Origin of the sequence: Phenylobacterium sp., from assembly GCF_046290725.1 — a bacterium.
Classification (GTDB): domain Bacteria; phylum Pseudomonadota; class Alphaproteobacteria; order Caulobacterales; family Caulobacteraceae; genus Phenylobacterium.
Genome location: NZ_JBKBUH010000002.1, coordinates 827291 through 851301 on the forward strand (window position 1 = coordinate 827291; position 24011 = coordinate 851301).

The following is a 24011-nucleotide window of genomic DNA, read 5'->3' on the forward strand; positions in this document are numbered from 1 at the left end:
GCGCCCTCATGTGGATAACCCGCCGTAAATCTCGCCCTGCGATAGTACGCCGCAACCGCTGCGGCGATTCGTGTCCGCGACGGAGGGGTAGGGCGTTCGCATGTGGACATTGCGCCTGCAGGGCCGGCCGTGAGCCGCACGGGCGAAGAAGCCCCGCAGCCGTCCGGCTGGCTGCAGGTCGTCGCCTATCGCAGGCGCGACCGGCTGATCATCGTGCCGATGAGCGTGGTCGCCGCCGGCGGGGCGGCCGTCTGGCTCGGCCCAGGCTTCGCCGCCATCTGGCTGGCGGCCAACCTGATCCTCATCGGCCTGAGCGCCCGGTTCTGCGCCTGGATCGGGGCCAAGCGCGAGCCCGACGATCGCTGGGAGCTGGCGCTCGCCGCCGCGGCCCTTGTCAATACCGGCGCCTATTGCAGCCTGCCGCTGGCCCTGATCGGCCAGGCCGCGCCCATGCCGATGCTGGCCGGGGCGGCCATGCTGGCGGCCGTCGCGATGAGCAGCACCGACGAGTTCGTGCTGAGCCGCCGGATCGGCGGCGCCTCCCTCCTGATCAGCGGCGTGGCGGGGGTGGTCGGCCTGTTGTCCAAGGCGCCGGGCCATTCATGGTTCAGCATCCTCCTGGCACTGATCGCCGTGATCGCCTTCTTCGCCTACGTGCTGCAGGCGGCCCTGAAGCGCGAGCGGGTGGAGCGGGCGATGGCGCAGGCCCTGGTCCGCGCCGTCGAGAAGGAGCAGGAGGCGGCGATCGCCAACGCCGCCAAATCGACCTTCCTGGCGACCATGAGCCATGAGATCCGCACGCCGCTGAACGGCGTGCTCGGCATGGCCCAGGCCATGGCCACGGACGAGCTTTCCCCGGCGCAGCGCGAGCGGCTGGAGATCCTGCGCAAGTCCGGAGCGTCGCTGACCGCCATCCTCAACGACGTGCTCGACCTTTCCAAGATCGAGGCGGGACGCCTGGAGCTGGAGCAGATTCCCTTCGACCTGGAGGAGACCCTTGAGGCCGTAAGCCAGGTCTTCGCCGCGCTGGCCCGGGAGAAGGGCCTGGCTTTCGAGGCCGAGATCGGCGAGGCGGCGCGGGGCCGCTATCGCGGCGACCCCACCCGCCTGCGCCAGATCGTGTTCAATCTGATCTCCAACGCACTGAAGTTCACGGCCGAAGGGGCGATCAGGGTCGTGGCCGACCAGGTCGACGGCCGCCTGCGGATCGGCGTCTCCGACACCGGCCCGGGCATCGGTCCGGAACAGCAGGCCCGTCTGTTCGGCAAGTTCGTGCAGCTCGACGCCTCGATCACCCGGCGGCACGGGGGAACCGGCCTGGGGCTGGCCATCTGCCAGGAACTCTGCGCCTTGATGGGCGGCGAGATTTCCGTGGAGAGCGCGCTGGGCCGGGGCTCGGCTTTTACGGTCGTCCTCCCGCTGGAAAAGCTGCCGGACGCGGGTCCAGAGCGGCGCGCCGCCGAGCCGGTCTTCGGGATCTCGGGCAGACCCCTGCGGGTGCTGGCCGCCGAGGACAACGAGGTGAACCAGGCGGTGCTGAAGGCCCTGCTGGGCGCGGTGGGGATCGAGCCGGTCTTCGTGCCCGACGGGCTTCAGGCCGTCGAGGCCTGGGCCGCGGCCGAGTGGGATCTCGTCCTCATGGACATGCAGATGCCGGTGATGGACGGCGAGAGCGCCATCCGGGAGATCCGCGCACGCGAAGCGGCCGCGGGCCTCCGCCCGACGCCGGTGATCGCGCTCACCGCCGACACCCTGGCCCATCAGGTGGCCGCCCTGCGGGCGGCGGGCGCCGACGAACACGTGGCCAAGCCGATCGAACTGCCACGGCTGCTGCAAGCCATGGCGGAGATTTTGGACCGCTCGCCGCCGGCGGCGGCCGAACTTGCGCCTCAGGCGGTCGGTTCGGCCTGAGGTTGCAGACGGGCGGCCAGGGCGTCGTCGATCTCTGTGGCGCGGATCGCCGCCGGCCGCGCCTGCAACCGGGCGACATAGGCCTCGAAAACAGGCCGCTTCTCCAGGGTGCCGAACTGCATGCCCCAGCCCAGATGGGAACCCAGATAGAGGTCCGCGGCCGTAAACCGGTCGCCGGCGACGTACTCGCGGCCGGACAGCGCCGTCTCGATGGCGTTCAGCACGTCGTCAAGGCAGCCGTAGCCCACCGTGGCGCGACCTTCCGGCGGCGCCTCCCAGCCCATGGCCTTGCTGCTGGCGGCCTGCTCGATGGGGCCGGCGGCGAAGAACAGCCAGCGATAATAGGGCGCGCGCATCCGGCTGCCGGGCGGCGGCGCCAGCTCCGCCTGCGGGAAGGCGTCGGCCAGATAGGCGCAGATCGCGCCCGCTTCGGTGACCGCGACGTCGCCGTGGGTTATGGCCGGCACCTTGCCCATGGGATTGATCGCCAGGTACTCCGGCGCCTTCATGGTCGTGCCGTACTCCAGGACCTCGGTGCGATAGGGCTGGCCGACCTCTTCCAGCATCCAGCGGATGATCCGGCCGCGGGACATGGGGTGGGTGTAGAAGACGAGTTCGTCGGACATCGGGGGTTCCTTTCGACTGGCCGATCCGACTCTAGAACCGCCCTGTTGCCAGGATTGTGTCAGCAGCTTCCGCGCTGTGGCCGACCGGCGCCGAGTGCAAAAGACACAGCCCCCGCCTGCGCGGCGGGGGCTGGAGATGCCGGACGGGGTCTGGGGCCCCGGCCGGAGGGGATCAGAAACTGGCGCGAACGCCGAACAGGTACTTCCGCCCGAAGCCTTCGACCTCGTAAGGCCGGTCCTCCCGGCCCTGGTAGCGCACGCCGATTTCGTCGGTCAGGTTGTTGGCGTCCATGAACACCGACAGGTTCTCGTTGATCTGGTAGCGGACCGAGAGGTCGACCCGCGTGGTCTCGTCCCAGTAGAGATTGGAATTGGCCGCGCTGCCCGAGGGGAAGACCTCGTCAAGCCAGTCGGTGCGGTTCTGGTAGGTCAGGCGGGCCGACAGCCCGTATTTTTCGTAGAATAGGGTGAGGCCAAGAAGGCGGTCGGAGGTTCCGGGGAACTCCACGGTGTCGCCGTCCGGCGTCTTGAACTCGCCCTTGGTGAAGGCGAGGCTGCCCTGGAAGCCGAAGCCCGACAGCCAGCTCGGCAGGAAGGTCCAGGGCTGATAATAGACGAACTCGATCCCGCTGAGATGGCCATCGCCGCCGTTGAAGTCCGTCGAGATCGTATAGCCGCGCCGGTCGACCCCGCCGAAGTTGTAGCTGTCGTCCTCCACCAGGCTGGTGGCGCTGAACAGCACGTCCTTCACCTCGCGATGATAGGCGCTGACGGCCAGCAGCGAGGCGGGGGCGAAGTACCACTCCGCCGACAGGTCGAGGCCGTAGGCGGTCTCCGGCTTCAGGAACGGGTTGCCGCCGGTGATGACCTGGGTGGTCTCGTTGATCGAGACCGTGGCCCGCATGTCCTCCAGGCTCGGCCGGGCCGCCCCGGAGATCAGCGCCGCCCGCAGCTTCAGGGCGTCGGACCAGTCGAAGGTGTAGTGCAGGCTGGGGAAGACCTGGGTCTCCTTGCTGGAGAAGGTGAGCGGCGTCAGCACGCCGTTCACATTGGCCAGCCCTTGCGTCTCCACCTCGGTCCGCTCCGCGCGCAGGCCGGCGATCAGGGTGTGGCGATCCCACTTCCAGCGGTTCATGGCGTAGGCGGCCGTCACCGTCTCATCCACCGTGTTCGTCGCGCGGCGGTCGATGTCGTAGACCGCGAAATTACCCGTGCCCGCCGCATTGGCCGCCCGCGCGGCCTCCATGATCTGGAGCAGCTGATAGGACATGGCCGGGTTGTGGATGTAGTTGGCCGTGAAGCCGCGGTTGACGTTCTGGTCCCACGGAACCGAGGTCACGTAGAGGGCCGGGTTCCAGGGCAGGTTCAGGGCCGCGGCGACCGCGCCGATGTTGAAGCCGTTGCGGTTGGCGGTCACCACCGTGCCGTCGGGGCGGACCAGGGCCGTCAGTTCGTTGACCTGGCTGCGGTCGTCGTACTGGAAGCCGGCCGAGAACTTGGCCTCGGCGCCAAAGCTCGTCCATTCGCGTTCGGCGTCGAACTTCAGCGTGTAGGCTTCGGTCTCCAGGCGAGCGGTGGACTCGCTGGCGAATTCCTCTGTGAAGGAGAGCTGATTGATCGATGTCCGCTGGGCGCCGCGGGTCGGCGCGCCGCCGACGCCGACCGTGTCGTAGAGCGTGTGCAGCGGAACGCCGCGGCTGACCGCGTTCACCTGCACCACCATCGAGGGCAGCAGGAGGGCGTTGGCCGCCGTCGGCCGCGTGAAGGCCGTCGAGGTCTGCTGGGTGATGGAGGGATAGAAATTGTTGAACTCGGTGGTCGTGTAGGCCGCGTTCCAGTCCAAGCTCCAGCCGGCCAGCTTGTGCTCGCCGTGCAGCACGCTGAAGGTCACGCCGTTGGTGTAGACGCCGTTGGCGAAGGAGGCGTCGGTGGGCACGCCCACGGCGTCCACCACCTCGAAGTCCCGCCGGTTGATCGTGAAGGCCTGGGCGTAGTTGAAGCGGTACCAGTTCCGCTGCTCGTAGTCGTTGAACTCGGTCTTCAGGTGGCTCAGCGTCAGGCGGTGGTTGTCGTTGGGCGCGTATTCGATCTTGCCCGAATAGGACTCCGTCCGGCGCTCGATGACGTATTTGGTGAAGCGGATGGAGGCCAGGCCCGTGCTGTCGAAGCGCGGCTCGTCGTTGTCGGTGTGCTGTTCGAAGGAATAGCGTGAGCCGATCAGGCTGAAGCCCCAGGTGTCGTTGGCCCAGGAGAGGCGGGCCGAATACTGCTTCACCGGCCCGTCGCCCATGTCCACGAAGCCGCCGCCGGCGTCGAAGGCGCCGTGGAAGCCGGGATTGGCCAGCGGCGAATAGGTTTCGATGTTCACGCGGCCGGCGAGCGCCTCGGCCGGCATGTCCGGCAGCAGGGTCTTGTTCAGCACCACCTGGCTGATCTGGGCCGCCGGCACGGAGTCGAAGCGGAAGATGCGGTCTTCCGCGCCCAGCACGTTGATCCCGTCCAGAGCGACCGTCGTCCAGCGGGTCGGCGCGCCGCGGATCTGGATATAGCGCTCCTGGCCCTGGTCGCGCTGCACGCCCACGCCCGGCAGGCGGGCCAGGGCTCCGGCGGCTGTGGCGTCGGGAAACCGGCCGATAGTGTCGGCGGCGATCACATTGACGACGTTGTCGGCCTCCTTCTGGATCTGCAGCGACTTCTCCAGGCTCTCCCGGATCGGCGCAGTGACCACCAGTTCGGCGACATCGGCGTCGTCGTCGGCGTAGGCCGGCGTGGCCGCGGCCAGTGGGGCCCCGGCGCAGAAGGCCAGCAGCAGGCCTTTGCGCGAAAGCGCCGCGCCGCGCCGGCGCAATTGAGCTGAAAACATCGACCGTCCCCCTCGTTTTGCTGTGTTCAGCGGACGGGAGGGTCAGTTAGCGGCCGGCGGTGTCAGTCGTGCTCCGGTTCGATGACCGGGGGATATTCCTTCTCCGAGTTGTCGGTCGTGGCGGCCGGCGCGTCAGCGGAAGGCGAGGCCCTCGAAGTTCCCCGACCTGCGCCAGGCGTCCAGATATTTGAAATAGGCGGTGGCGCCCGCCGGATAGCCCACATTGAGCCGCGCGGCCGGGCCGGGATCCTGGCCCTCGTTGTTGTAGTAGCCGGGCGTGCAGTCCGGAGAGCCCAGCATGGTGCGGCCGGGGCCGGAGAGCAGCAGTTCGACCCAGGCGTCCTGCGCTTCTCGCGTCACCTCCACCTCCTTGTGACCGTTGTCCAGCGCGTGCTTGACGATGGCCGCGATGGTCTTGCCGGCCTCGGTCAGGTTGTGCGGCACGTTGGAGATCAGGTTCGCGCCTTGCGTCGGCTGCACGAAATAGGCGTTGGGGAAGCCGTGCACGTGGACGCCGTGCTTGGTCTTCATGCCCTCGGCCCAGGCTTCGGACAGCTTCAAGCCCCCGCGGCCGACGAGATCGAAGCCAGCGCGGCGCTTGTATTCAGTGCCCACCTCGAAGCCTGAGGCGTAGATGATGCAGTCGACCTCGTACTCGACGCCGGCGACCACGAAACCCTTTTCGGTAATCCGCTCCACGCCCTGTCCGTCGGTGTCGACCAGGGTCACATTGGGGCGGTTGAAGGCCTGCAGGTACGCGTCGTGGAAGCACGGGCGCTTGCAGAGTTGCCGGTACCAGGCCTTCAGCTTCTCGGCGGCCTCAGGGTCGGTGACGATGGAATCCACCCGGGCGCGGATCTCCTCCATCTTCTCGAAATCGGAATCTTCGTAGGCGGCCAGCATGTTGAGCGGCGAGCGCTGCTCCGGCGGCAAGGTCATGATCTTCGCCCGAATCCGCCGCGACAGGTCGGTCCAGCCGTCCTGGACCAGGTCCTCCTCGGCCGTGCCGCCGGCCTGGTTGGCGGTGAAGTTCTCCAGCCAGCGCTGCTGCCAGCCCGGGGTGGCGATGGACTTGAACCAGTCGGGATCGATGGGGACGTTGGCCCGCACGTCGACGGAGGAGGGGGTGCGCTGGACCACGTAGAGCCGGCCGGCGGCGCGCGCCAGGTGCGGCACGCACTGCACCGAGGTCGCCCCCGTGCCGATGATCGCCACCCGCTTGTCCGCCAGCTTCTCCATCGGCGCCCCCTTCGGGTCGCCGCCCGTATAGCCGTAGTCCCAGCGGCTGGTGTGGAAGGAGTGGCCCTTGAAGGTCTCGATCCCGGGAATGCCGGGCAATTTCGGCACATGCAGCGGCCCGGTGCCCAGGCCGATATGGTCGGCGGTGAAGCGGTCGCCGCGATTGGTCTCTATGACCCAGCGGGACTGGGCCTCGTCCCAGCTCAGATTGGTGATTTCGGTGTGGAAGAGGGCGTTCTCATAGAGGCCGTACTGGCGCCCGATGCGCTGGCACTGCTCCAGGATCTCCGGCGCGTGCGCGTATTTCTCGCTCGGCATGTGCCCCGTCTCTTCCAAGAGGGGCATGTAGATCATCGAGGCCGTGTCGCACTGGGCGCCCGGATAGCGGTTCCAGTACCAGGTGCCGCCGAAGTCGCCGCCCTTCTCGACGATCCGCACGTCCCTGACGCCGGCCTCCACCAGCCGCGCCCCGGTCACCAGCCCGGCGAAGCCTCCGCCCACGAAGGCGAAGGTGACGTGGTCGGTCTTCGGCTCGCGTTCGACGAAGGGGGTGTAGGGGTCGTCCAGATAGTGCGACAGCTGACCCTTCAGCTGCAGGTACTGGTCGTTGCCGTCCGGCCGCAGCCGCTTGTCGCGCTCCGCCCGGTACTTGGCCAGCAGCGCCTGCTTGTCGATGGCGCGCTTCGTGGGCGGCGGGGGCTGATCGGTGATCGTCATCCAATGCCTCAAATCAACAGCTCGCCGCCGGCGGAACGGGGCCGCAGGACAGGCGGAAATCGGGGGAATCCGGCCCGGGAATAATTTGAAGATAGAGTATGGCGGAGGGAGTGGCTAGTCCGCCGATCACCGGCCGAGGCAGGGGCTAGCGGACCACTTCAGCCGCCTCGGCTTTCATTGCGGCTGTCGGTTCGGCCGAGCGAGGCGGGAGCTTCCGGTCGCCGCGCTCGCCGTTGCGCTCGATGTCGTCGATGAGCTGCTTCATCTCGACGATCTCGCGAACCTGAGACTCGATGATCTCATCGGCCAGCTCGCGAACGCGAGGATCGCTGAGGTTCGCCTTGCGGGCGTTGTTGATGGCGATGGAGTGGTGCGGGATCATCGAGCGCATGAACGCCACGTCTCCGACCAGGCTCTGGCTGCGGTTGAGGTAGAGCAGGGTCGCCCCCAGCAACGCTGCGCCGACGAGGACGGCGACCTTCAATCCGCCGCCGCCGTACATCGGCCACATGAAGCCCAGCATCACCACGGTCATGACGCAGCCCATGACCAGGGAGGCGACGAGCCGGTTCACGCTGAACGTCGCATGGTCGGGCGCGTAGACGAGCTGATACATCAGAAAGAACATGATGATCGTGGAGGTCGCGATCATCGCCGCGAACCGAAGCCAGCTCATCTGCGCCTTGCCTTGATGGTCGTGCGCGTTCGCCATAGGGGCGCCTTTCTTCGATTGTCTCGGTACAACGCCGACCAGGTCCAGGTTCGTTCCGTGCGGCGCAGTTGAAGCCGCCCCCTCGCGCCCGCTAGGCTGGGCCATGCGCCCGAAGCTGACCGAAAAGCCCGTCGCCATCGCGTCCGACCATCGCGGCGCCGCCTTGAAGGCGCGGCTCAAGGACTGGCTGCTCGCCAATAGCTACGAGGCGACCGACTGCGGGACCGACAGCGCTGCCGAGCGGGTCGATGCGATGGACTATGCGCTTCGGCTGGTCGCCGAGATCAAGGCCGGCCGGTCCGACTTCGCCGTGGGGATCTGCGGCAGCGGACAGATGATGGCGATCACCGCCAACCGCTTTCCCTTCATCCGGGCGACTCTGCTGCACACCGCGGACGAAAGCGTCCCCGCCCGCGAACATGGCGACGCCAACATGCTGGTCCTGGGCGCCGACGTCACCGCAGCCGACGTCGCCGAGAATATACTCCGGACGTTCCTGGACACCGCCGCCCTGGGGGAGCGCTACGCCGAGCGTCGGGAGCGATTGGCGGGGCTGGATGTTTCGGGGTTGTAGGGAGGCCTTTCAGACTCTCAGGAAGGCGAGTCGTTCGTCGGCGCGCGCCGGGGTGACGGTGAGGATCTCGGCGCTGACGACGCCCTCGGCGACGAAGGGATCGTCCTGCGTTCGAACTCCGATTTCTTCAGCAGATGCATTGTGCGCAAGGATCACGCCGCCCGCGTTCGGCTGAAGGCCGCCCACCAGCAGGAAGACGCCATCGTCGAAGCCGCGCCTGATCCACTCGTTGTGCGCGTCCATGAATCGCGGCGCCTTGCTCTTGTCGAGAAAGCGAAGGGTGATGACGAACATGGCGTCTCCGTCAGGCAGGTTGGCGCGAAGCTAGGGGTGAAGTCGAAGGGCGCTGGGCGTGCAGCCACGCCTCCAGGTCGGCGACCTCGGAGCGGATGAAGTCCTCGTCGCGGAAGGCCGCGGCGAGCGTCGCCACGCCCTGACTGCGCATCAGGACGTGGAGGGCCAGGCCATCGGCGTCCGTTTCGCGCCCCAACGCGGCGAATTGGCGGGAAAGCCAGTGGCGGAACAGGGTGAACAGACCGACCGCGTCGTCCTTCGCCGCATGATCGAGCTTGGCCAGTTCGTTGCAGAGCGTGCCGACCGGGCAGCCATAGGCCATGATTTTCGCCCGGTTCGCGATGAGGATGTGAACGAAACTGCGGATGCGTTCGACCGGCGGACCCTGCTCCCAGGCCTCGAGCATGGCGCGCGTATTGGCCATACGCTGCGCGATCACGGCCGCGAGGATCTGGTCCTTGGTCTTGAAATGATAATAGAAATTGCCCCGGGAAAGACCGACCTCCCGGGCGATGTCGGCGAACGACGTGGCTTCGAAGCCCTGCTCGTAGAAGAGCCGATCGGCGACGTCCACGATCTGCTGGCGGGTCTCGCTCGCGCCCAAATCCAACCTCCAAGATCACACGTTCACGGCCACGCTGCGAACCGCGATGTAGGACATTTGACCTAAGGGGTCTAGGGCAAATGTCCTACAAGGCGATGGTGGCCGAGGGACTCACCGCGTGGCGGCGCGATCGGCGAAAGGGGGGGCTGTCGCCGCTGGCGGACGGGGTGGGATTCGAACCCACGGTGGGCGTGAACCCACGGCGGTTTTCAAGACCGCTGCCTTAAACCACTCGGCCACCCGTCCGGCGCGCGAAGCGAAGGCGGCTATAGCAGGGGCGGGGCGAGGGCTCCACCGGCGGAAACAGGCTTAACGGATTAACCCCGCCTGTTAACCGCGCCGCAAAACTCTCTCTTCACCCTTGCGGCGACGCCTGAGGGGGCGTTCGCAAGGAGTTCCGGCATGGCCGACGCCGCTCTGATCGCCCGCGGGCGCAACCTCGCCATCATCCTGGTCGCCGGTGCGGCGCTTACCGCCTGCGCCACGCCCAAGCCGACCTACTCCGTCCGCGGACCCTCGGCGGGGCCCGCGCCTGCCGCGCCCAACGGGGCGGGCGGTCGCTACAAGGTCGGCGCGCCTTACCAGGTCGCGGGCGTCTGGTACGTGCCCAAGGAAGACCCGACCTACGACCAAACCGGCCTCGCCTCCTGGTACGGCGACGAATTCCACATGAAGACGACCGCCAATGGCGAGCTCTTCGACATGACCATGCCCAGCGCAGCGCACACCACCCTGCCGCTGCCCTCCATCGTGGAGGTCACCAACCTCGACAATGGGCGCAAGATCCAGGTGCGGGTGAACGACCGCGGCCCCTTCGTCGGCGGCCGGATCATCGACCTGTCGCGGGAAGGCGCCCGCCAGCTCGGCTTCGAGCGCGCCGGCACGGCCAATGTGCGGGTGCGCTATGTGGGGCCGGCGCCGCTCGGCCCGCCGGACCGCAGCCTGCGCCAGGCCTCCTACACCCCCACGCCCGTGCCTCCCGCGGAGCTTCCGCGATCGCCGATTCCCTATGAGGGCTTGACCGCGCCGGCGCCGGTCGCCGTCGCCTCCAGCCCGCTGACCCCCATCGCGGTCTCCACCGCGCCGGCGCCGATCCCAGCCGCTTCAACCGGCGGCGCCTATCGCGTCCAGGCCGGCGCCTTCAGCGACCATGGCCGCGCCCGGGCGGTCGCCGACCAGGTCTCCATCGCCGGCCATGCGGTGATCGAGCCGGTGCAGCGCGCCGACGGCCTGACCCTCTACCGCGTGCTGGTGACCGGGGGAGCCGACGAGGCCTCGGCCTGGACCACGCGCGACCAGGTCGCCGCCCTCGGCTTCGCCGACGCCCGCGTCATCCGGCCCTAGAGCGCGTTCCGCAAAAGTGGAAACCGGTTTTGCGATTAGAACGCGCTCTAACTTTTGAGTACAGGGCACGATTCAACGGTCAGACGATCTCGTCTGACCGCATCGTGCCCTGAGCTCCGCGGCTGGACAAAGCCGGCGAAGCGGCCATTTTGGGGCCCGTGACGCGCGGGCGGTTCATCACCTTCGAAGGCGGGGAGGGGGCTGGGAAATCGACCCAGGTCCGTCGCCTGGTCGCGCGCCTGCAGGCCGAGGGCCTGGAGGTGGTCGCGACCCGCGAACCCGGCGGCTCGCCGGGCGCCGAGGCGATCCGCAACCTCGTCCTGACCGGCTCGGCCGACCGCTGGAGCCCGATGACCGAGACGCTCCTGATGTACGCCGCCCGGCGCGACCACATCGAGCGCACCATCGCCCCGGCGCTCGAGCGCGGCGCCTGGGTGGTCTGCGACCGCTTCGCCGATTCGACCCGGGCCTATCAGGGCGGCGCCGGCGGGGTCGATCCGGCGCTCATCTCCGCCCTCGAGGCGCAGGTGCTGGACGCTGCGCGCCCCGACCTGACCCTGATCTTCGATCTGCCGGTGGAGGTCGGGCTGGCGCGCGCAGCCGCCCATGCGGATGCTTCCGGCCATGCGGAGACGCGGTTCGAGTCCAAGGGCTCAGCCTTCCACGAACGCCTGCGCGCGGCCTTCGCCCAGATCGCCGCGGCGGAGCCGGGGCGCTGCGCGGTGATCGACGCCGCCCAGACCATCGAGGAGGTCGAGGCCGCCGTTTGGGGAGCCGTGCAGGCGCGGCTGCCGCTTCATGTCTGAGGCGCCGGCCCATCCGCGCGAGGTCTTCACCCTGGAAGGGCACGAGGCCGCTGAGGCCGCCTTCGAAGCCGCCCGTCGGCGCGGGCGCCTGCACCACGCCTGGCTGCTGACCGGCCCCGAAGGCGTCGGCAAGGCCACCTTCGCCTATCGCGCCGCGCGGCGCCTGCTGGGGGCCTCTCCGGACGAAACCTTTGGCGTGCTGGGCGCCTCGCCCGACCATCCCGTGAGCCGCCAGGTGGCCGCCCGCTCGCACCCCGACCTCATGGTGCTGGAGAAGGTCGGGGAGGACGGCAAGCCGCGCAAGGTCATCCCCGTGGACGACGCGCGCAAGCTTTCGGAGTTCTTCTCCAAATCCCCGGCCGCCGCCCCGCATCGCGTGGCGATCGTCGACGCCGCCGACGACCTGAACGTCAACGCCGCCAATGCGGTGCTGAAGACGCTGGAGGAACCGCCGCCGCGCGGGGTGCTGTTCCTGATTTCCCATTCGCCGGGGCGGCTGCTCTCCACCATCCGCTCCCGCTGCCGGAGGCTCGCCTTCGGGCCGCTGGAGGAGGGGGCGGTCGTTCGCTTCGTGCAGGAGCGTACGGGGGCCAACGCCGAAGACGCCATACGGCTCTCGCGCATGGCGGGCGGCGCGCCTGGCCGCGCCGTAGCGCTCGCCGCCGCCGGCGCGGTCGCCGTGGACGACGCGGCCCGCGAGATCCTGCAGGGCTTGCCGGACCTCGACGGCGGCGCGGCCCTGGCGCTCGCCGACCGCTTCCGCGGCGGGGAGGGGGCCGCCCAGTTCGAGCTGCTCCTTCATCGCCTGGCCGAGCGGGTGCATGCGCTTTCTGTGCAGCACGCCCAGGCGGGCTCGGGCGGGCTTGATCGCTGGGCCGCGGCGTGGGAGACGCTGCAGCGCCTGCCGCGCGAGGTGGAGGCCCTCAACCTCGATCGCGCGGACGCCTTCTTCACCGCCCTCTCCGAACTGCGCGCCGCCGCGCGCGCCTGACCATCGCCCGCCATGCTGATCGACAGTCACGTGAACCTGCACGCGCCCCAGTTCGATGAGGACCGGGAGGCGGTGATCGCACGGGCCCGGGCCGCGGGGATCGGGCTGATGGTCAACATCTGCGACAAGATCCCGAACTTCCCCAAGGTGCGGGCCGTGGCCGACGCGGCGGACATCTGGTGCACCGTCGGCGCCCATCCGCACGAGGCCAAGGATCACCAGGACCTGACCAGCGCGGAGCTGGCGCGCCTTGCGGCCGATCCCAAGGTGGTGGGGATCGGCGAGACCGGCCTCGACTTTCATTACGACCTGAGCCCCCGCGACGTGCAGGCCGAGGTCTTCCGCCAGCATGTGGCCGCTGCGCGCGAGACGGACCTGCCGCTGGTGGTCCACACCCGCGAGGCCGACGAGGTCATGGGCGCGATCCTCGAGGAGGAGTATTCGGCGGGCCCGTTCAAGCTGCTGATGCATTGCTACACCTCCGGCGCCGAGCTCGCCCGCCGCGCGGCCGCGCTTGGGGCGTGGTTCTCGGTCTCCGGCATCGCCACCTTCCGGACGGCGGACGACGTCCGCGCGGTGATCGCCGACATGCCAGGCAACCGGATCATCCTGGAGACCGACTGCCCCTATCTGGCCCCGGTTCCTCACCGCGGGCGGCGCAACGAGCCGGCCTATCTGCCGGCCGTGCTCGACAAGCTGGCGGAGATCCGCGGCTGGAGCCGGGAGGAGGCCGAGCAGCGCACCGAAGACGCCTTCTTCGCCCTCTTCGATCGGATCCCGCGCCCATGACCGGGGTGCTGGAGTTCACCATCCTGGGCTGCGGCTCCTCCGGCGGGGTGCCGCGCGCCGACGGCGACTGGGGCACGTGCGATCCGGCTAATCCCAAGAACCGGCGCCGACGCTGCTCGCTGATGGTCCGACGCCGGGGCGAGGCGGCGGAGGCCGAGACCACCCTGATCGTCGACGCCTCGCCCGATCTCGTCTGGCAGACCTCGGAGGCTGGCGCCCGGCGGCTGGATGCGGTGCTGCTGACCCACGACCACGCGGACCAGACCCACGGGATCGATGATATCCGCGCCTTCGCCATCCGCCAGCGCGCGCGTATTCCCGTCCATGCCGACGCGGCGACCACCGCCTCCATGCTCCGGCGCTTCGGCTATGTCTTCGAAGGCGAGGGGGGCTACCCCGCCATCGCCGACCTTCGCGCCCTGCCGCCCTATGGCGAGGCTTGGGCTGTGGAGGGCCCGTCCGGCGCCATACCGGTTCTCGGCTTCGACCAGGATCATGGCCAGGTGCGCTCGGTCGGTTATCGGTTCGGGGGCGTGGCCTATTCCAGCGACGTGGTCGAGCTGGACGAGGCGGCCTTCTCCGCGCTCGAAGGGCTCGACGTCTGGATCCTCGACGCCCTGCGCTGGCGTCCGCACCCGACCCACGCCCATGTTGAGCGGGCGCTGGAGTGGATCGAACGGGTCCGCCCGCGCCGCGCGATCCTGACCAACATGCATATCGACCTCGACTACGAGGATCTCGCTGGTCGCCTGCCGGCCGGCGTGGAACCGGCTTATGACGGCCTGAGATTCGAACATGAGCTTGACGGCCAATTCGCATGACGAAAGAACCGCTTAGAATCGCTTTCCTCGCATCGCGAAACGGCTCCAGCTTCCGCGCCATCGTCGAGACCATCGAGGCCGGAAGCCTGCCGGCCGCCGCCTGCCTGCTGGTCAGCAACAACCGCGCGGCGCCCGCCCTGGATTTCGCCCAGGCTCATGGCGTCCCGACGCTTGTCCTGCCCACCAAGACCGATCCCGAGGCCGCCGACGCCCGCCTCGCCGAGGCCCTGGCCGAAGCCGGCGCCGACCTCGTCGTCCTCTCCGGCTACCTGCGCCGACTAGGGCCGGCCACGCTCTCGCGGTTCCGCAACCGCATCCTCAACATTCATCCCGGCCCCCTGCCGGATTTCGGCGGGGAAGGCATGTACGGCCGCCGCGTGCATGAAGCGGTGATCGCCGCCGGCGCCGCCGAGAGCGCCGTGGTCATCCATCTGGTGGACGAGGTCTATGACAACGGCCCGGCCATCGCCCGCCGCGCCATCCCGCTGGCCGCTGGCGAAACACCCGAAAGCCTCGAGGCCAAGGTCACCGCCGCCGAACCGGCCTTCTTCGTCGAGACGTTGGGGCGCATCGCGCGGGGCGAACTGAAGCTGCCGGGCTAGGCCGACACGGGAACAGCAGGCGCAGCCTGCGCCCGCGCCGGCACGGGAAGCGCATGGCCGGCCGCTGCGGCCCGCTTCTCGCCGCGAGCGATTTCCTTCATCAGGTCGGCCACATAGACGTTGAAGTCCACCTGGATGGTGTGTCGCTTGGAGCGATAGTACTGCCCCATGTGCAGCTCTTCGTCGGCCGCAATGACCTGCTCCATCTCTGCAGGCGGCGGCGGCAGGTAGCGGCCGGTCAGATAGGCGGCGGCCAGCTTGGCCTGCTGTTCGGCGAAATTGACCAGGGTCGGCAAAGGCTGAGCCAGGCCCATGTAGAAGAGGTTCGGCACGCCCGGCTTCATCATCCGCTTGAACAGCGGCAGGCGGTGCTCCGCGTCGGGAACCAGGGCCGGATCGTCGAAGAAGGGAAAGCGCATGTCGTAGCCGGTGGCGAAGATGATGACGTCCACGTCCTCGACGCTGCCGTCGGCGAACCGCACCTTGCGACCCTCCAGCCGCTGTATCGCGGGCTTGAACCTCACATCCCCGCAGCCGGCTCGCGTCAGGAACTCGCCGCTGACTGAAGGGTGCGCCTCCAGGGGCTCATGGTCGGGCTTGGGAAGGCCGTAGTCCTCCATATTGCCGATGGCCTTCTTGATCGCCTTGCGGGCCAGGGACAGGCCGAGCTTGCGCGGCATCCATGCGGGCATGGCGGATTTGTCGGCCGGCTTGCCGTTCATGTACTTCGGCAGCACCCAGACCCCGCGCCGGGCCGAGACCCAAAGCGTCTTGGCGATGGGCCGCTGGGCGAGCTCGGAGGCGATGTCCATCGCCGAATTGCCCATGCCGACGACGACGATGTTCTTGCCGCGCATGTCCACCGGATCGAACGGGTCGCGATAGGCGTGGCTGTGGAAGGCCGGTCCCTCGAACTCGCCCTCGTATTTGGGGATCCGCGGGCTCCAGTGGTGGCCGTTACACACGAAGAGAACGTCGTAAGTCCTGGTTTCTCCGGTGGAAAGCCGGACTTCCCAAAGACCCTCGGCGTTGCGGCGGGCGCTCTCCACGGCGGTGTTGAAGGTGATGGTCTCGCGCAGGCCGAAATGGGCCACATAGTCCTTGAAGTACTGGAAGAGCTGGGCGTGATGCGGGAAGTCGGGCCAGTCGGCGGGAACCGGGAAGTCCTCGAAGGCCAGGCGCCACTTCGAGGTGTCGATATGCAGGCTCTCGTAGCAGGCCGAAAGGCCGTTCGGATTCTTGTAGTACCAGTTGCCGCCGATCTCGTCGGACATCTCGAAGCAGTCGTAGGGGACGCCCGCGTCCTTCAGCCGCTTGGCGGTGGTGAAGCCGGAGCAGCCGGCGCCGATGATGCAGGCCTTGGGCAGGGTCACGGGGCTTCCTCGCGCAGACTTATCGTTGTTCAGGAAAGCCTATCAGCCGCCGTCCGGCCTTCAAGCGTCACCCCGCGTCAGGTCGCAGACGCCGCCCGCCGCGACAGCCGCGCGGCGGCGAAGTAGCAGGGGATGGCGAGCGCAGAGAGCAGGGTGAAGGAGAAGAGCGTCCAGCTGTAGGGCGCCTCGATCCCGCGCGCGATCAGGGCGTCCACCATGATCCCGCTGCCGGTGATGCCAAGCCCCAAGCCGACCACGTTCAGCGCCATGATGTAGAAGGCCACGACCGTGGAGCGGACCTGCGGCGGGCAAAGCTCCTGCACCGCCGAGAAGGTCGGGCCGTAGAAGGCGCCGAGCTGGAAGAAGGCGGTTACTACGCAGAACCAGAAGAGCGGATTGCCGGGGTCGATCAGCCGGTAGGTGAGGTTGATGGGCAGGAGCGCGGCGAGCAGCCAGACCATGAACATGGTGCGGCTCTGGCCGGTCGCGGCCACCCAGCGGTCGCTGGCCAGGCCGCCAAACAGGTTGCCCGCCACCCCGGCGAAACAGGCGATGATCCCGGTGATCACTGCGATCTCGGCGCGCTCGAAGCCGCGCTCCTGCACGAACCACAGCTGATCGAAGGCGGCCGCGCCCAGCACGAAGTGCACGCACACCCCGCCCAGGATGGTCAGCTGCAGGGCAGGGGAGGCCTTCAGGGCCTTCAGGAATATGCCGATCAGCGCCCGCAGACCCGGCCCCCGATCCTGGGCGGCGAGGCCTTTGCGCGCCGGCCGCGTCTCCTTGACCCGGAACACCACGAAGGCGAACAGCACGCCGATCGCGCCCAGCAGGAAGAAGCAGTTGCGCCAGCCGATGGCTGGGCCCAGGACGCCTGCGACCAGCAGGCTCACGCCCACGCCGATGGGTACGCCCATATAGTAGAATCCCGCCGCAAACCCCAGTCGCGCCGGCGGAAACCGGTCGGCGAGCAGCGACATGGCGGTCGGCGTCAGCGCCGATTCCCCGATGCCGATGAAGACCCGCGGGATCGCCAGGGTGACGAAGTTCCGCGCCAGGCCGGAGGCGGCGGTGAGCGCGCTCCAGGTCAGCATGGCGAGCGCGATCAGCCGCGGCCTGTTCACCATGTCGGCGAGCGCGCCCATGAACAGGCCGGCGACGGCGTAGAAGACGATGAAGACCAGGCCCGTCAGCAGGCCGAACTCGGTGTTGGACAAGCCCAGATCGGGCACGATGAAGTTGGCGAAGCTGGCCAGCAGTTGCCGATCGACGAAGTTCAGCACGTTCATCAGGGTGAGCAGCGCAAGCAGGCCGTAGTCGCCGCGCGCGCCAGCCCCGCCGCCGGACCGGTCCATGTCTTCCTCCCGAAAGCCGCCGGAATCTTCGCCCGGTCTGTTCGGCGACAGCTTTTCCTGCGGGTCAGCGGAGGGCAAGGGCGCAATTGGCAGAGAAGCCCAGGCGCGAGTTTCTTCTGGGTCGGAGCTCCGCCGGTCGAAACGGCGGTGCTTCTAAGGAGCCGACCTACGAGCAGGTTCGGCGCTTATCGCAGGTCGGCGCATGCCCCGGGAGGCCGGCGCATCGGCGAGTCCGCGGCGCCGGGGGACGCCGAACCTGAGGGACACCCTGACAGGGCGCCGTCGACCGATGCCTGCGGACGATTAGGTTCGTAGCTTGAGGCGCCCCCTCTAAAAGGGGGCGCCCCGGCGATCGGCGGATTGGGAGCGGCGCCCTCGGGCCACATGTACTGTGGACGCTTGGAGGCCCATTTCCCCTTCGCTCTCGGCGAACCGGACCCTATCGCCCACCGCGAGGCGCTCGAAGTCGCCATTGAGAAGGGCGTTGCGGTGGAAATAGACCTCGCGCCCGTTCTCGGTTTCGAGAAATCCGTATGCCTCTTCGGTGAAGATCCGGACGACGCGTCCGCGGGTCAGCGGCGACTCATGGGTCTTGACCACCCCCTGCATTCGCCGCCTGCGGTCCTGTAGCCGTCGGCGCGCGGCAGCGAAGGCGTCCCGCACCGCGACGAAGGCGTCTTCATGCGCATGATCGGCGGGAGGATTGCGATCGATCATCACGTCGGATTCGCCCGGCGCGGTGATCTGAAGCCGGACGGCGTAGAGATCGCCATGCCGGCGACGACCGCCTCGCCCGATCACCGCGACCCGACAGGAGGTGATCTTGTCGTGAAAGCGTTCAAGCTTTTCGGCCTCCCGTTCGATCCGCTGGCGTAGGGACTCGCTCGCCTCGAGTCCTCCCTCGAAGGTGATCTGCAAAGGGATCTGCATGGAATGAAACCTCATTGACGAAGGCAAAGGCGTGAGGTGCGGCCTTCAGGCGACCTGGTGTTCGGTCGGCCAGGCGCGCCGGAGCGGCGTGGGCAGATGCTCGATGATCTTGCGCACCTCTCCGGGGTCCAGGCGGGCGGCGAGCGCCGCGAACACCGCCTCGGCCGCCTCGTTGGGCTGGCGCGGGAACGCCGGCGGCAGGCGTTCGGCCACCGCATCGGCGAAGTCCTGGAGCGAGCGCAGATCGCTCGGTCCGTCCGCGCTGCGCCACCCCTCCAGATAGAGCCCGCGCAGCAGCATGGGGAGTTGGGCCGAGAGGCCCAGCACAGCCTCGGGCGGGAGGCGATCGCGCAGGACATGGAGCACGGCCCGCAATGCCCCGTAGGCCTGCTGTCGATCACACGGCTTCAGCCGCGCCTCCACCAGTTTGAGCCATTCGTTGGACTGCTGAACGGTCGTGTCGAAGACCGCAAGACCGGCGCTCATCAGGGGCCTCCTGAAGCAATCAAGCTTGCAGGAAAGCTAGGCGAGCTCCGAGTGGGCGCCTTGATCGGCGTCAACGGCCGGTCCGAAGCATCTTGACCGGTGTCAAGGCGGACCGGGGGCTGGGCGGGAATGGTCTGGGGCGGATTTCCGGAGACGCCCCATGGACATCTCGACCCGCGCCGATCGCCCCACGGATCACCGACTCTCCTATGTTCGTTGGTTCGAGGACCTGGGCCTTGACGACATCGCGCTCGTCGGCGGCAAGACCGCCTCCCTGGGCGAGCTTTACCGGCTCCTGAAGGCTACGCCGGTCAGCACGCCGGACGGCTTTGCGCTTACCGCAGAGGCTTATCGCGACGCGCTCACGCAAGCCGGTGGTTGGGCGAAGCTTACCGACCTGTTCGCGGGTTTCGATGTCAACGACGTGGGAAGTCTGGCGTCCGTGGGGGAGGCGGCCCGCGCCATTGTCTATGAGGCGACCGGCGGTGAGGCCCTAAGATCCCAGATCGGTGCGGCGTTCCGGACCTTGAAGGCGCGATGCGGCCAGGGCCTGAGGGTGGCGGTGCGCAGTTCAGCGACCGCCGAGGACCTGCCCCACGCAAGCTTTGCGGGCCAGCACGATAGTTTTCTGCACGTTGGCGACGAGGCGGCCCTGGTGGAAGCCTGCCGCCGCTGCTTCGCCTCGCTCTTCACCGACCGGGCGATCGTCTATCGACAGAACAACGGGTTCGACCACTTCAAGGTGGCGCTGTCGGTGGCTGTAATGGCCATGGTCGATGCCGATAGGGGCGCGAGCGGGGTGACCTTCACCCTCGACACCGAAAGCGGCTTCCGCGAGGTGGTCTACCTGACCGCAGTCTACGGGCTGGGCGAAAACATCGTGCAGGGGCGCGTCGCGCCCGACGAGTTCTATGTGCATAAGCCGACCCTGCAACAAGGCTATCGTGCTGTGTTAAGGCGCGCCTTGGGCTCCAAACAGACGCGACTGGCCCACGCCCGTAACGGCGAGCTCAGGGCCCATCCCGTGCGGCGGGCCGATCGCGAACGCTTCTGCCTGTCCGACGCAGAGGTGCTGGACCTGGCCGAGGTGGCGATGCGGATCGAGGATCATTATTCGACCCGCGCAGGCTCGCCGACCCCCATGGATATCGAATGGGCCCGGGACGGGCGCGACGGCCGCCTCTACATCCTTCAGGCCCGCCCGGAGACTGTGGCCTCTCGACGGAGTCCCTCGACCTTCGAAACCTATCGCGTCAAGGGCGGGGGGCAGGTGCTCGCGTCGGGCAAGGCGGTCGGCGAAAAGGCCGCCAGCGGGCGCGTCCGCCGGATCGAGAACGCCGCCGACCTCCGGGCCTTCCGGGCCGGCGAGGTGCTGGTGGCGACGTCCACCAGCCCCGACTGGCTGCCGGCCATGAAGATCGCCGCAGCTATCGTGACCGACCAGGGTGGACGGACCTGTCATGCGGCGATCGTCGCGCGCGAGCTGGGCGTCCCGGCTGTCGTCGGGGCGCACGACGCCACCGCGCGCCTCGCCGAGGGGGTCGAGGTCACCGTCTCCTGCGCCCAAGGGGAGACGGGGGTCGTCTATGAAGGCGTCCTGCCCATTGAGGTCGAGCGTCTGGCCCTGGAAACTCTGCCGCAGCCGAAAACCAAGATCATGGTCAACCTCGCCCAGCCGGATCTGGCTTTTCGGACGGCCCTCCTGCCGTCTGCGGGTGTCGGGCTGGCGCGGCTGGAATTCATTATCGGCGAGCAGATCGGCGTGCACCCGATGGCCGCCGCCCATCCCGAACAGGTCGCGGACGCGGCCGAGCGCAAGACGATCGAGCGGCTTTCCGGCGTCGACGCATCGCCCAGGGACCGTTTCGTACGGCTGCTCAGCGAAGGCGTCGGCGTCATTGCGGCGGCCTTCTACCCGCGCCCGGTGATCGTGCGGCTCTCCGACTTCAAAACAAACGAGTACGCCAAGCTGCTCGGCGGCGCGGCCTTCGAGCCGGCCGAGGAGAACCCCATGCTCGGCTTCCGCGGAGCGGCGAGATACGCCCACCCCCGTTATGCGGACGGCTTCGCCCTCGAATGCGAAGCCTTGCTGCGAGTCCGCGAGACCATGGGCCTGACCAATGTGAAAGTCATGGTGCCGTTCTGCCGCCGCGTCGATGAGGCCAGGCGCGTCCTCGACGCCCTGGCCGACCGCGGCCTGCGGCGCGGCGACGGGGGGCTCGAAATCTACGTCATGTGCGAGATCCCCAACAACGTGATCCAGATCGACGCCTTCGCCGAGCTCTTCGATGGCTTCTCAATCGGCTCCAACGACCTCACCCAACTCGTCCTAGGGGTCGACCGCGACTCTGAGATCGTGGCCTTCGACTTCGATGAACGCGATCCAGGGGTTCTGGAGATGCTGCGCCAGGCTGTGCTCGGCGCGCGCCGCAACGGGCGGCAGGTGGGGATATGCGGAGAGGCGCCAGCCACCTATCCGGAGATCGCGGCCTTCCTGGCGGCGCTCCGCGTACATTCGATCAGCGTCAATCCCTCCTCGGTTCCGAAGACTCTGACTGTCGTGGCCGAGGCTGAAGCCGAACTCGCAGACGATTGACTCCGCGCAAGCTGGAGGAGGGGCGAAGGGGTGCGTGCAGCGAACAAGGAGCCGCCGATGGAGAGCGTCGACACCGGAGTCCTTTTCCGATTGAAGCTCTTCGGCATCCCCGTCGGGGTTCACGTCAGCTGGCTTCTTGTGGCCGGCCTTGTGGCCTGGTCGCTGGCCGCCGGCTCGTTGCCGCTGCTCTATGAGGGCTTGCCGCGATCTTCATACTGGCTGATGGCTCTCGTGGCGGTGGTCGGCCTTTCGATCTCGGTCGTGGCTCACGAAATGGCTCATGCCCTGACGGGCCGAGCCTTAGGCATCAGGGTGGAGCGGATCACGCTCTTCCTGTTCGGCGGCGTCGCCGAACTGAAGGACGAACCGAAGTCGCCAGGGGCGGAGGCCGCGATGGCTGTGGCCGGGCCGCTGGCGAGCCTTGCGATCGCCTGGGCGGTGGGCTCGATGGCCGGATGGTTGGACCTGGCGGGCGGCCGTCCGATCCTAGCGGGCGCACTTGGCTTTCTCGCCACGCTCAATCTTGTCCTAGCGGTTTTCAACAGCATTCCGGCCTTTCCGATGGACGGCGGCCGCGTCTTGCGCGCCGGCCTCTGGAAGGCGATGGGCGATCGCGACCGCGCCACCCGCATGGCGGCGGGAGCGGGCGAGGCCTTCGGCGCCGCGATGATCGTGCTGGGCGCGGTGGCGACCCTCACCGGCCATCTGGGCGGGCTCTGGTGGATTCTGATTGGGATGTTCATTCGCTCGGCGGCCCGCTCGACCACCGCGGAGCAGCAGGCGCGGCGCGTCCTCGCCGGCCTCACCGTCGCGCGTTTGATGAGCCGGCCGGTCGACGTCGCCCAGGCCGATATGACTCTGGCCGAATTCGTGGCGGGCGAACTCTATGACACGCGGCATGGCGTCTACCCCGTCGTTCAGGGCGCGCGTCTAGTCGGGGTGCTTGAGCCGCGCCGGATCCTGAAGACGCCCAATGCGGAGTGGGCCCGAACGCGGGTGGCCGACATCTGCGCGCCGCTGGACCCGGCCGACTGCATTGACCCTGGCGAAAGCGCGGCCGAGGCCCTTCAGCAAGTACTGCGACGGGGGCGGCCTTACCTGCTCGCGACAACTCCGGAGGGCGTCCTGGTCGGCGTCGTCAGCCTCAAAGACCTGCTGGCGCGGGTGCACTTCCAAATCCTGTTCGCACCGAAGGACCAGGCCGCTGGGTCTGAAGTTATGAATGGAGAGGCCGCGGCCCGTCGTGGCTGAGGTCGCCATGGGCGGCGCGAAGCGGGTCGAAGGCCCTGCGCCCCCGACTTAGGGGGTTGCGATCTTTTCGACGGCCACGTCCTGCACCAGGCGGTGGACGTCGCCTGCGCGGCACAGTTCGGTGCCGTGGGTGAGCAGGGCGGCCGCGCCGCCCGCTGCGCCATAGGCGAGCGCCGCTTCCACAGGTTTGCCGGCGGCGAGCGCCCAGACCATGGCGCCCAGGAAGCTGTCGCCCGCGCCGACCGTGCTGGCGGGGCGGATCGGCAACGCTGGCGCGCGCCAGGCTTCGTCGGCGGTTACGAGAAGAGCGCCTTGCGAGCCGAGGCTGAGAGCCACCATCTTCAGCCGCCCGCCGGCGATGAGCTGGCGACATGCGGCGATGAGCGAAGCCTCCTCGTCGAGGGCGCCGGGCGCCAGTTCGCGAAGTTCCCGCAGATTGGGTTTGATCAGGAATATCCGCTCGCCGAGCGCAGCTTTGAGGGCCGGACCCGAGGTGTCGAGCACGAAAGGAACGCCTTTCATCTCGGCGATTTCGGCGACGCGTGCGTAAAAGTCCTCCGGCGCCCCCGGCGGCAAGCTGCCGCTGGCGCAGATGAAGTCCGGTTTGCGCTCGAAGCCGGCGAGCGCCTTCAGGCAATCCATCCACTCGCTGTCGCGCAGGCGCGGCCCTCGCAGGACGAAGCGATACTCCTCGCCCGTCGTCATGTCCTGGACCGTGAAGTTCTCGCGCGTCTCTCCGCTCACGGGTACGACAAGGCTGCCGACCCCCTCGCGCGCGACCAGCGGCTCCAGCATCTGACCTGCTGCGCCGCCGCTCGGGTAGACGGCGACCGCCTCCGCCCCGAGCCGCCTGACGACCCGTGCGACATTGACACCGCCGCCGCCCGGATCTCGGCTCTCCGCTGCGCAGCGCAGCTTGTGGTCGGGTTCGACGCGCTTGACCGAGGTGGAGACGTCGACCGCGGGATTGGGGGTCAGGGTCAGGATCAAAGGCATGCTTTGTCCCTAACAATTCGGGCCGCACGGGCCTTGAGCAACGTCAATCAGCGGGGTGGAGACCTGCGTTTGACCGCGGTCAAGGCCAGCATTTAGCGTAGACGCGTATTCGCAAGGATGTCCGCCCCTTC

Annotated in this window: 21 protein-coding genes and 1 tRNA gene; 10 read left to right on the plus strand and 12 right to left on the minus strand. The window is 68.2% G+C overall.

Annotation, left to right across the window (positions count from 1 at the left end; all coding sequences use genetic code 11):
• The first annotated feature begins 129 nt into the window (after positions 1-129).
• Positions 130-1911 (plus strand): ATP-binding protein, encoded by a 1782-nt coding sequence (locus tag ACK41C_RS15340; RefSeq protein WP_409656003.1) that lies wholly within the window; start codon positions 130-132, stop codon positions 1909-1911.
• On the opposite strand, the gene ACK41C_RS15345 is transcribed toward ACK41C_RS15340, so the two are convergent.
• From ACK41C_RS15345 to ACK41C_RS15360, 4 genes are all read right to left on the minus strand, one after another.
• Positions 1890-2537 carry a glutathione S-transferase family protein gene (locus ACK41C_RS15345; protein WP_409656005.1) on the minus strand — a complete coding sequence of 216 codons (648 nt, stop codon included), beginning with the start codon at positions 2535-2537 and terminating at the stop codon, positions 1890-1892. The genes ACK41C_RS15340 and ACK41C_RS15345 overlap by 22 nt on opposite strands.
• Positions 2538-2709: 172 nt before the next feature.
• Positions 2710-5400: a TonB-dependent receptor gene (locus ACK41C_RS15350; protein WP_409656007.1), complete on the minus strand. Its 2691-nt coding sequence runs from the start codon at positions 5398-5400 to the stop codon at positions 2710-2712.
• Between the two features lie 132 nt (positions 5401-5532).
• A complete protein-coding gene (locus tag ACK41C_RS15355; protein ID WP_409656009.1) occupies positions 5533-7356 on the minus strand; it encodes a flavin-containing monooxygenase in 1824 nt (607 codons plus the stop codon).
• Positions 7357-7501: 145 nt separating this feature from the next.
• Positions 7502-8248 (minus strand): DUF305 domain-containing protein, encoded by a 747-nt coding sequence (locus ACK41C_RS15360; protein ID WP_409656011.1) that lies wholly within the window; start codon positions 8246-8248, stop codon positions 7502-7504.
• Between ACK41C_RS15360 and ACK41C_RS15365 the strand changes: the two genes are divergently transcribed.
• Entirely contained in the window at positions 8232-8642 is a 411-nt protein-coding gene (locus ACK41C_RS15365) for an RpiB/LacA/LacB family sugar-phosphate isomerase (RefSeq protein WP_409656013.1), read from the plus strand. The genes ACK41C_RS15360 and ACK41C_RS15365 overlap by 17 nt on opposite strands.
• A gap of 9 nt (positions 8643-8651) precedes the next feature.
• Here ACK41C_RS15365 and ACK41C_RS15370 read toward each other — a convergent pair whose 3' ends face one another.
• The 3 genes from ACK41C_RS15370 to ACK41C_RS15380 all read right to left on the minus strand — a co-directional run bounded on the left by ACK41C_RS15370 (position 8652) and on the right by ACK41C_RS15380 (position 9786).
• Positions 8652-8936, minus strand: coding sequence for a YciI family protein (locus ACK41C_RS15370; protein ID WP_409656015.1), 285 nt, complete (start codon positions 8934-8936; stop codon positions 8652-8654).
• Between the two features lie 10 nt (positions 8937-8946).
• Positions 8947-9540, minus strand: a complete 594-nt coding sequence (locus ACK41C_RS15375) for a TetR/AcrR family transcriptional regulator (protein ID WP_409656017.1) — start codon at positions 9538-9540, stop codon at positions 8947-8949.
• A 156-nt stretch (positions 9541-9696) separates the two neighbouring features.
• Positions 9697-9786, minus strand: a tRNA-Ser gene (locus tag ACK41C_RS15380).
• 156 nt (positions 9787-9942) lie between these two features.
• Between ACK41C_RS15380 and ACK41C_RS15385 the strand changes: the two genes are divergently transcribed.
• From ACK41C_RS15385 to ACK41C_RS15410, 6 genes are all read left to right on the plus strand, one after another.
• On the plus strand, positions 9943-10884 hold the full coding sequence (locus ACK41C_RS15385; RefSeq protein ID WP_409656019.1) for a septal ring lytic transglycosylase RlpA family protein: 942 nt from the start codon (positions 9943-9945) through the stop codon (positions 10882-10884).
• A 158-nt stretch (positions 10885-11042) separates the two neighbouring features.
• Positions 11043-11690 carry a dTMP kinase gene (gene tmk, locus ACK41C_RS15390; RefSeq protein ID WP_409656686.1) on the plus strand — a complete coding sequence of 216 codons (648 nt, stop codon included), beginning with the start codon at positions 11043-11045 and terminating at the stop codon, positions 11688-11690.
• Entirely contained in the window at positions 11683-12681 is a 999-nt protein-coding gene (locus ACK41C_RS15395; RefSeq protein ID WP_409656021.1) for a DNA polymerase III subunit delta', read from the plus strand. The genes tmk and ACK41C_RS15395 overlap by 8 nt, the downstream gene beginning before the upstream one ends.
• A 12-nt stretch (positions 12682-12693) precedes the next feature.
• Positions 12694-13470, plus strand: coding sequence for a TatD family hydrolase (locus ACK41C_RS15400; RefSeq protein ID WP_409656023.1), 777 nt, complete (start codon positions 12694-12696; stop codon positions 13468-13470).
• Positions 13467-14291, plus strand: coding sequence for an MBL fold metallo-hydrolase (locus ACK41C_RS15405; RefSeq protein WP_409656025.1), 825 nt, complete (start codon positions 13467-13469; stop codon positions 14289-14291). Before ACK41C_RS15400 ends, ACK41C_RS15405 begins: the two co-directional genes overlap by 4 nt.
• Complete coding sequence (locus tag ACK41C_RS15410) at positions 14288-14893, plus strand: phosphoribosylglycinamide formyltransferase (RefSeq protein ID WP_409656027.1); 606 nt, start codon at positions 14288-14290, stop codon at positions 14891-14893. The genes ACK41C_RS15405 and ACK41C_RS15410 overlap by 4 nt, the downstream gene beginning before the upstream one ends.
• On the opposite strand, the gene ACK41C_RS15415 is transcribed toward ACK41C_RS15410, so the two are convergent.
• The 4 genes from ACK41C_RS15415 to ACK41C_RS15430 all read right to left on the minus strand — a co-directional run bounded on the left by ACK41C_RS15415 (position 14890) and on the right by ACK41C_RS15430 (position 19037).
• A complete protein-coding gene (locus tag ACK41C_RS15415; RefSeq protein ID WP_409656029.1) occupies positions 14890-16266 on the minus strand; it encodes a flavin-containing monooxygenase in 1377 nt (458 codons plus the stop codon). The two genes, ACK41C_RS15410 and ACK41C_RS15415, sit on opposite strands and share 4 nt — an antisense overlap.
• A gap of 77 nt (positions 16267-16343) precedes the next feature.
• A complete protein-coding gene (locus tag ACK41C_RS15420; protein ID WP_409656031.1) occupies positions 16344-17621 on the minus strand; it encodes a spinster family MFS transporter in 1278 nt (425 codons plus the stop codon).
• A gap of 330 nt (positions 17622-17951) precedes the next feature.
• Positions 17952-18539, minus strand: coding sequence for an HPF/RaiA family ribosome-associated protein (locus ACK41C_RS15425; protein WP_409656033.1), 588 nt, complete (start codon positions 18537-18539; stop codon positions 17952-17954).
• 57 nt (positions 18540-18596) lie between these two features.
• Positions 18597-19037 carry a DUF2267 domain-containing protein gene (locus ACK41C_RS15430; RefSeq protein WP_409656034.1) on the minus strand — a complete coding sequence of 147 codons (441 nt, stop codon included), beginning with the start codon at positions 19035-19037 and terminating at the stop codon, positions 18597-18599.
• Between the two features lie 160 nt (positions 19038-19197).
• On the opposite strand from ACK41C_RS15430, the gene ppsA reads away from it, so the two are divergent.
• On the plus strand, positions 19198-21633 hold the full coding sequence (gene ppsA, locus ACK41C_RS15435; protein WP_409656037.1) for a phosphoenolpyruvate synthase: 2436 nt from the start codon (positions 19198-19200) through the stop codon (positions 21631-21633).
• Positions 21634-21690: 57 nt separating this feature from the next.
• Entirely contained in the window at positions 21691-22884 is a 1194-nt protein-coding gene (locus tag ACK41C_RS15440; protein ID WP_409656039.1) for a site-2 protease family protein, read from the plus strand.
• A 48-nt stretch (positions 22885-22932) separates the two neighbouring features.
• On the opposite strand, the gene ACK41C_RS15445 is transcribed toward ACK41C_RS15440, so the two are convergent.
• On the minus strand, positions 22933-23880 hold the full coding sequence (locus tag ACK41C_RS15445; protein WP_409656041.1) for a 1-phosphofructokinase family hexose kinase: 948 nt from the start codon (positions 23878-23880) through the stop codon (positions 22933-22935).
• Positions 23881-24011 lie beyond the last annotated feature (131 nt).

Bases quoted from the DNA above. Each gene is read 5' to 3' on its own strand.
- ACK41C_RS15345 (WP_409656005.1), bottom strand. From the start codon at position 2,537: ATGTCCGACGAACTCGTCTTCTACACCCACCCCATGTCCCGCGGCCGG.
- ACK41C_RS15350 (WP_409656007.1), bottom strand. From the start codon at position 5,400: ATGTTTTCAGCTCAATTGCGCCGGCGCGGCGCGGCGCTTTCGCGCAAA.
- ACK41C_RS15355 (WP_409656009.1), bottom strand. From the start codon at position 7,356: ATGACGATCACCGATCAGCCCCCGCCGCCCACGAAGCGCGCCATCGAC.
- ACK41C_RS15370 (WP_409656015.1), bottom strand. From the start codon at position 8,936: ATGTTCGTCATCACCCTTCGCTTTCTCGACAAGAGCAAGGCGCCGCGA.
- ACK41C_RS15385 (WP_409656019.1), top strand. From the start codon at position 9,943: ATGGCCGACGCCGCTCTGATCGCCCGCGGGCGCAACCTCGCCATCATC.
- ACK41C_RS15395 (WP_409656021.1), top strand. From the start codon at position 11,683: ATGTCTGAGGCGCCGGCCCATCCGCGCGAGGTCTTCACCCTGGAAGGG.
- ACK41C_RS15400 (WP_409656023.1), top strand. From the start codon at position 12,694: ATGCTGATCGACAGTCACGTGAACCTGCACGCGCCCCAGTTCGATGAG.
- ACK41C_RS15405 (WP_409656025.1), top strand. From the start codon at position 13,467: ATGACCGGGGTGCTGGAGTTCACCATCCTGGGCTGCGGCTCCTCCGGC.
- ACK41C_RS15410 (WP_409656027.1), top strand. From the start codon at position 14,288: ATGACGAAAGAACCGCTTAGAATCGCTTTCCTCGCATCGCGAAACGGC.
- ACK41C_RS15420 (WP_409656031.1), bottom strand. From the start codon at position 17,621: ATGGACCGGTCCGGCGGCGGGGCTGGCGCGCGCGGCGACTACGGCCTG.
- ACK41C_RS15430 (WP_409656034.1), bottom strand. From the start codon at position 19,037: ATGAGCGCCGGTCTTGCGGTCTTCGACACGACCGTTCAGCAGTCCAAC.
- ppsA (WP_409656037.1), top strand. From the start codon at position 19,198: ATGGACATCTCGACCCGCGCCGATCGCCCCACGGATCACCGACTCTCC.
- ACK41C_RS15440 (WP_409656039.1), top strand. From the start codon at position 21,691: ATGGAGAGCGTCGACACCGGAGTCCTTTTCCGATTGAAGCTCTTCGGC.
- ACK41C_RS15445 (WP_409656041.1), bottom strand. From the start codon at position 23,880: ATGCCTTTGATCCTGACCCTGACCCCCAATCCCGCGGTCGACGTCTCC.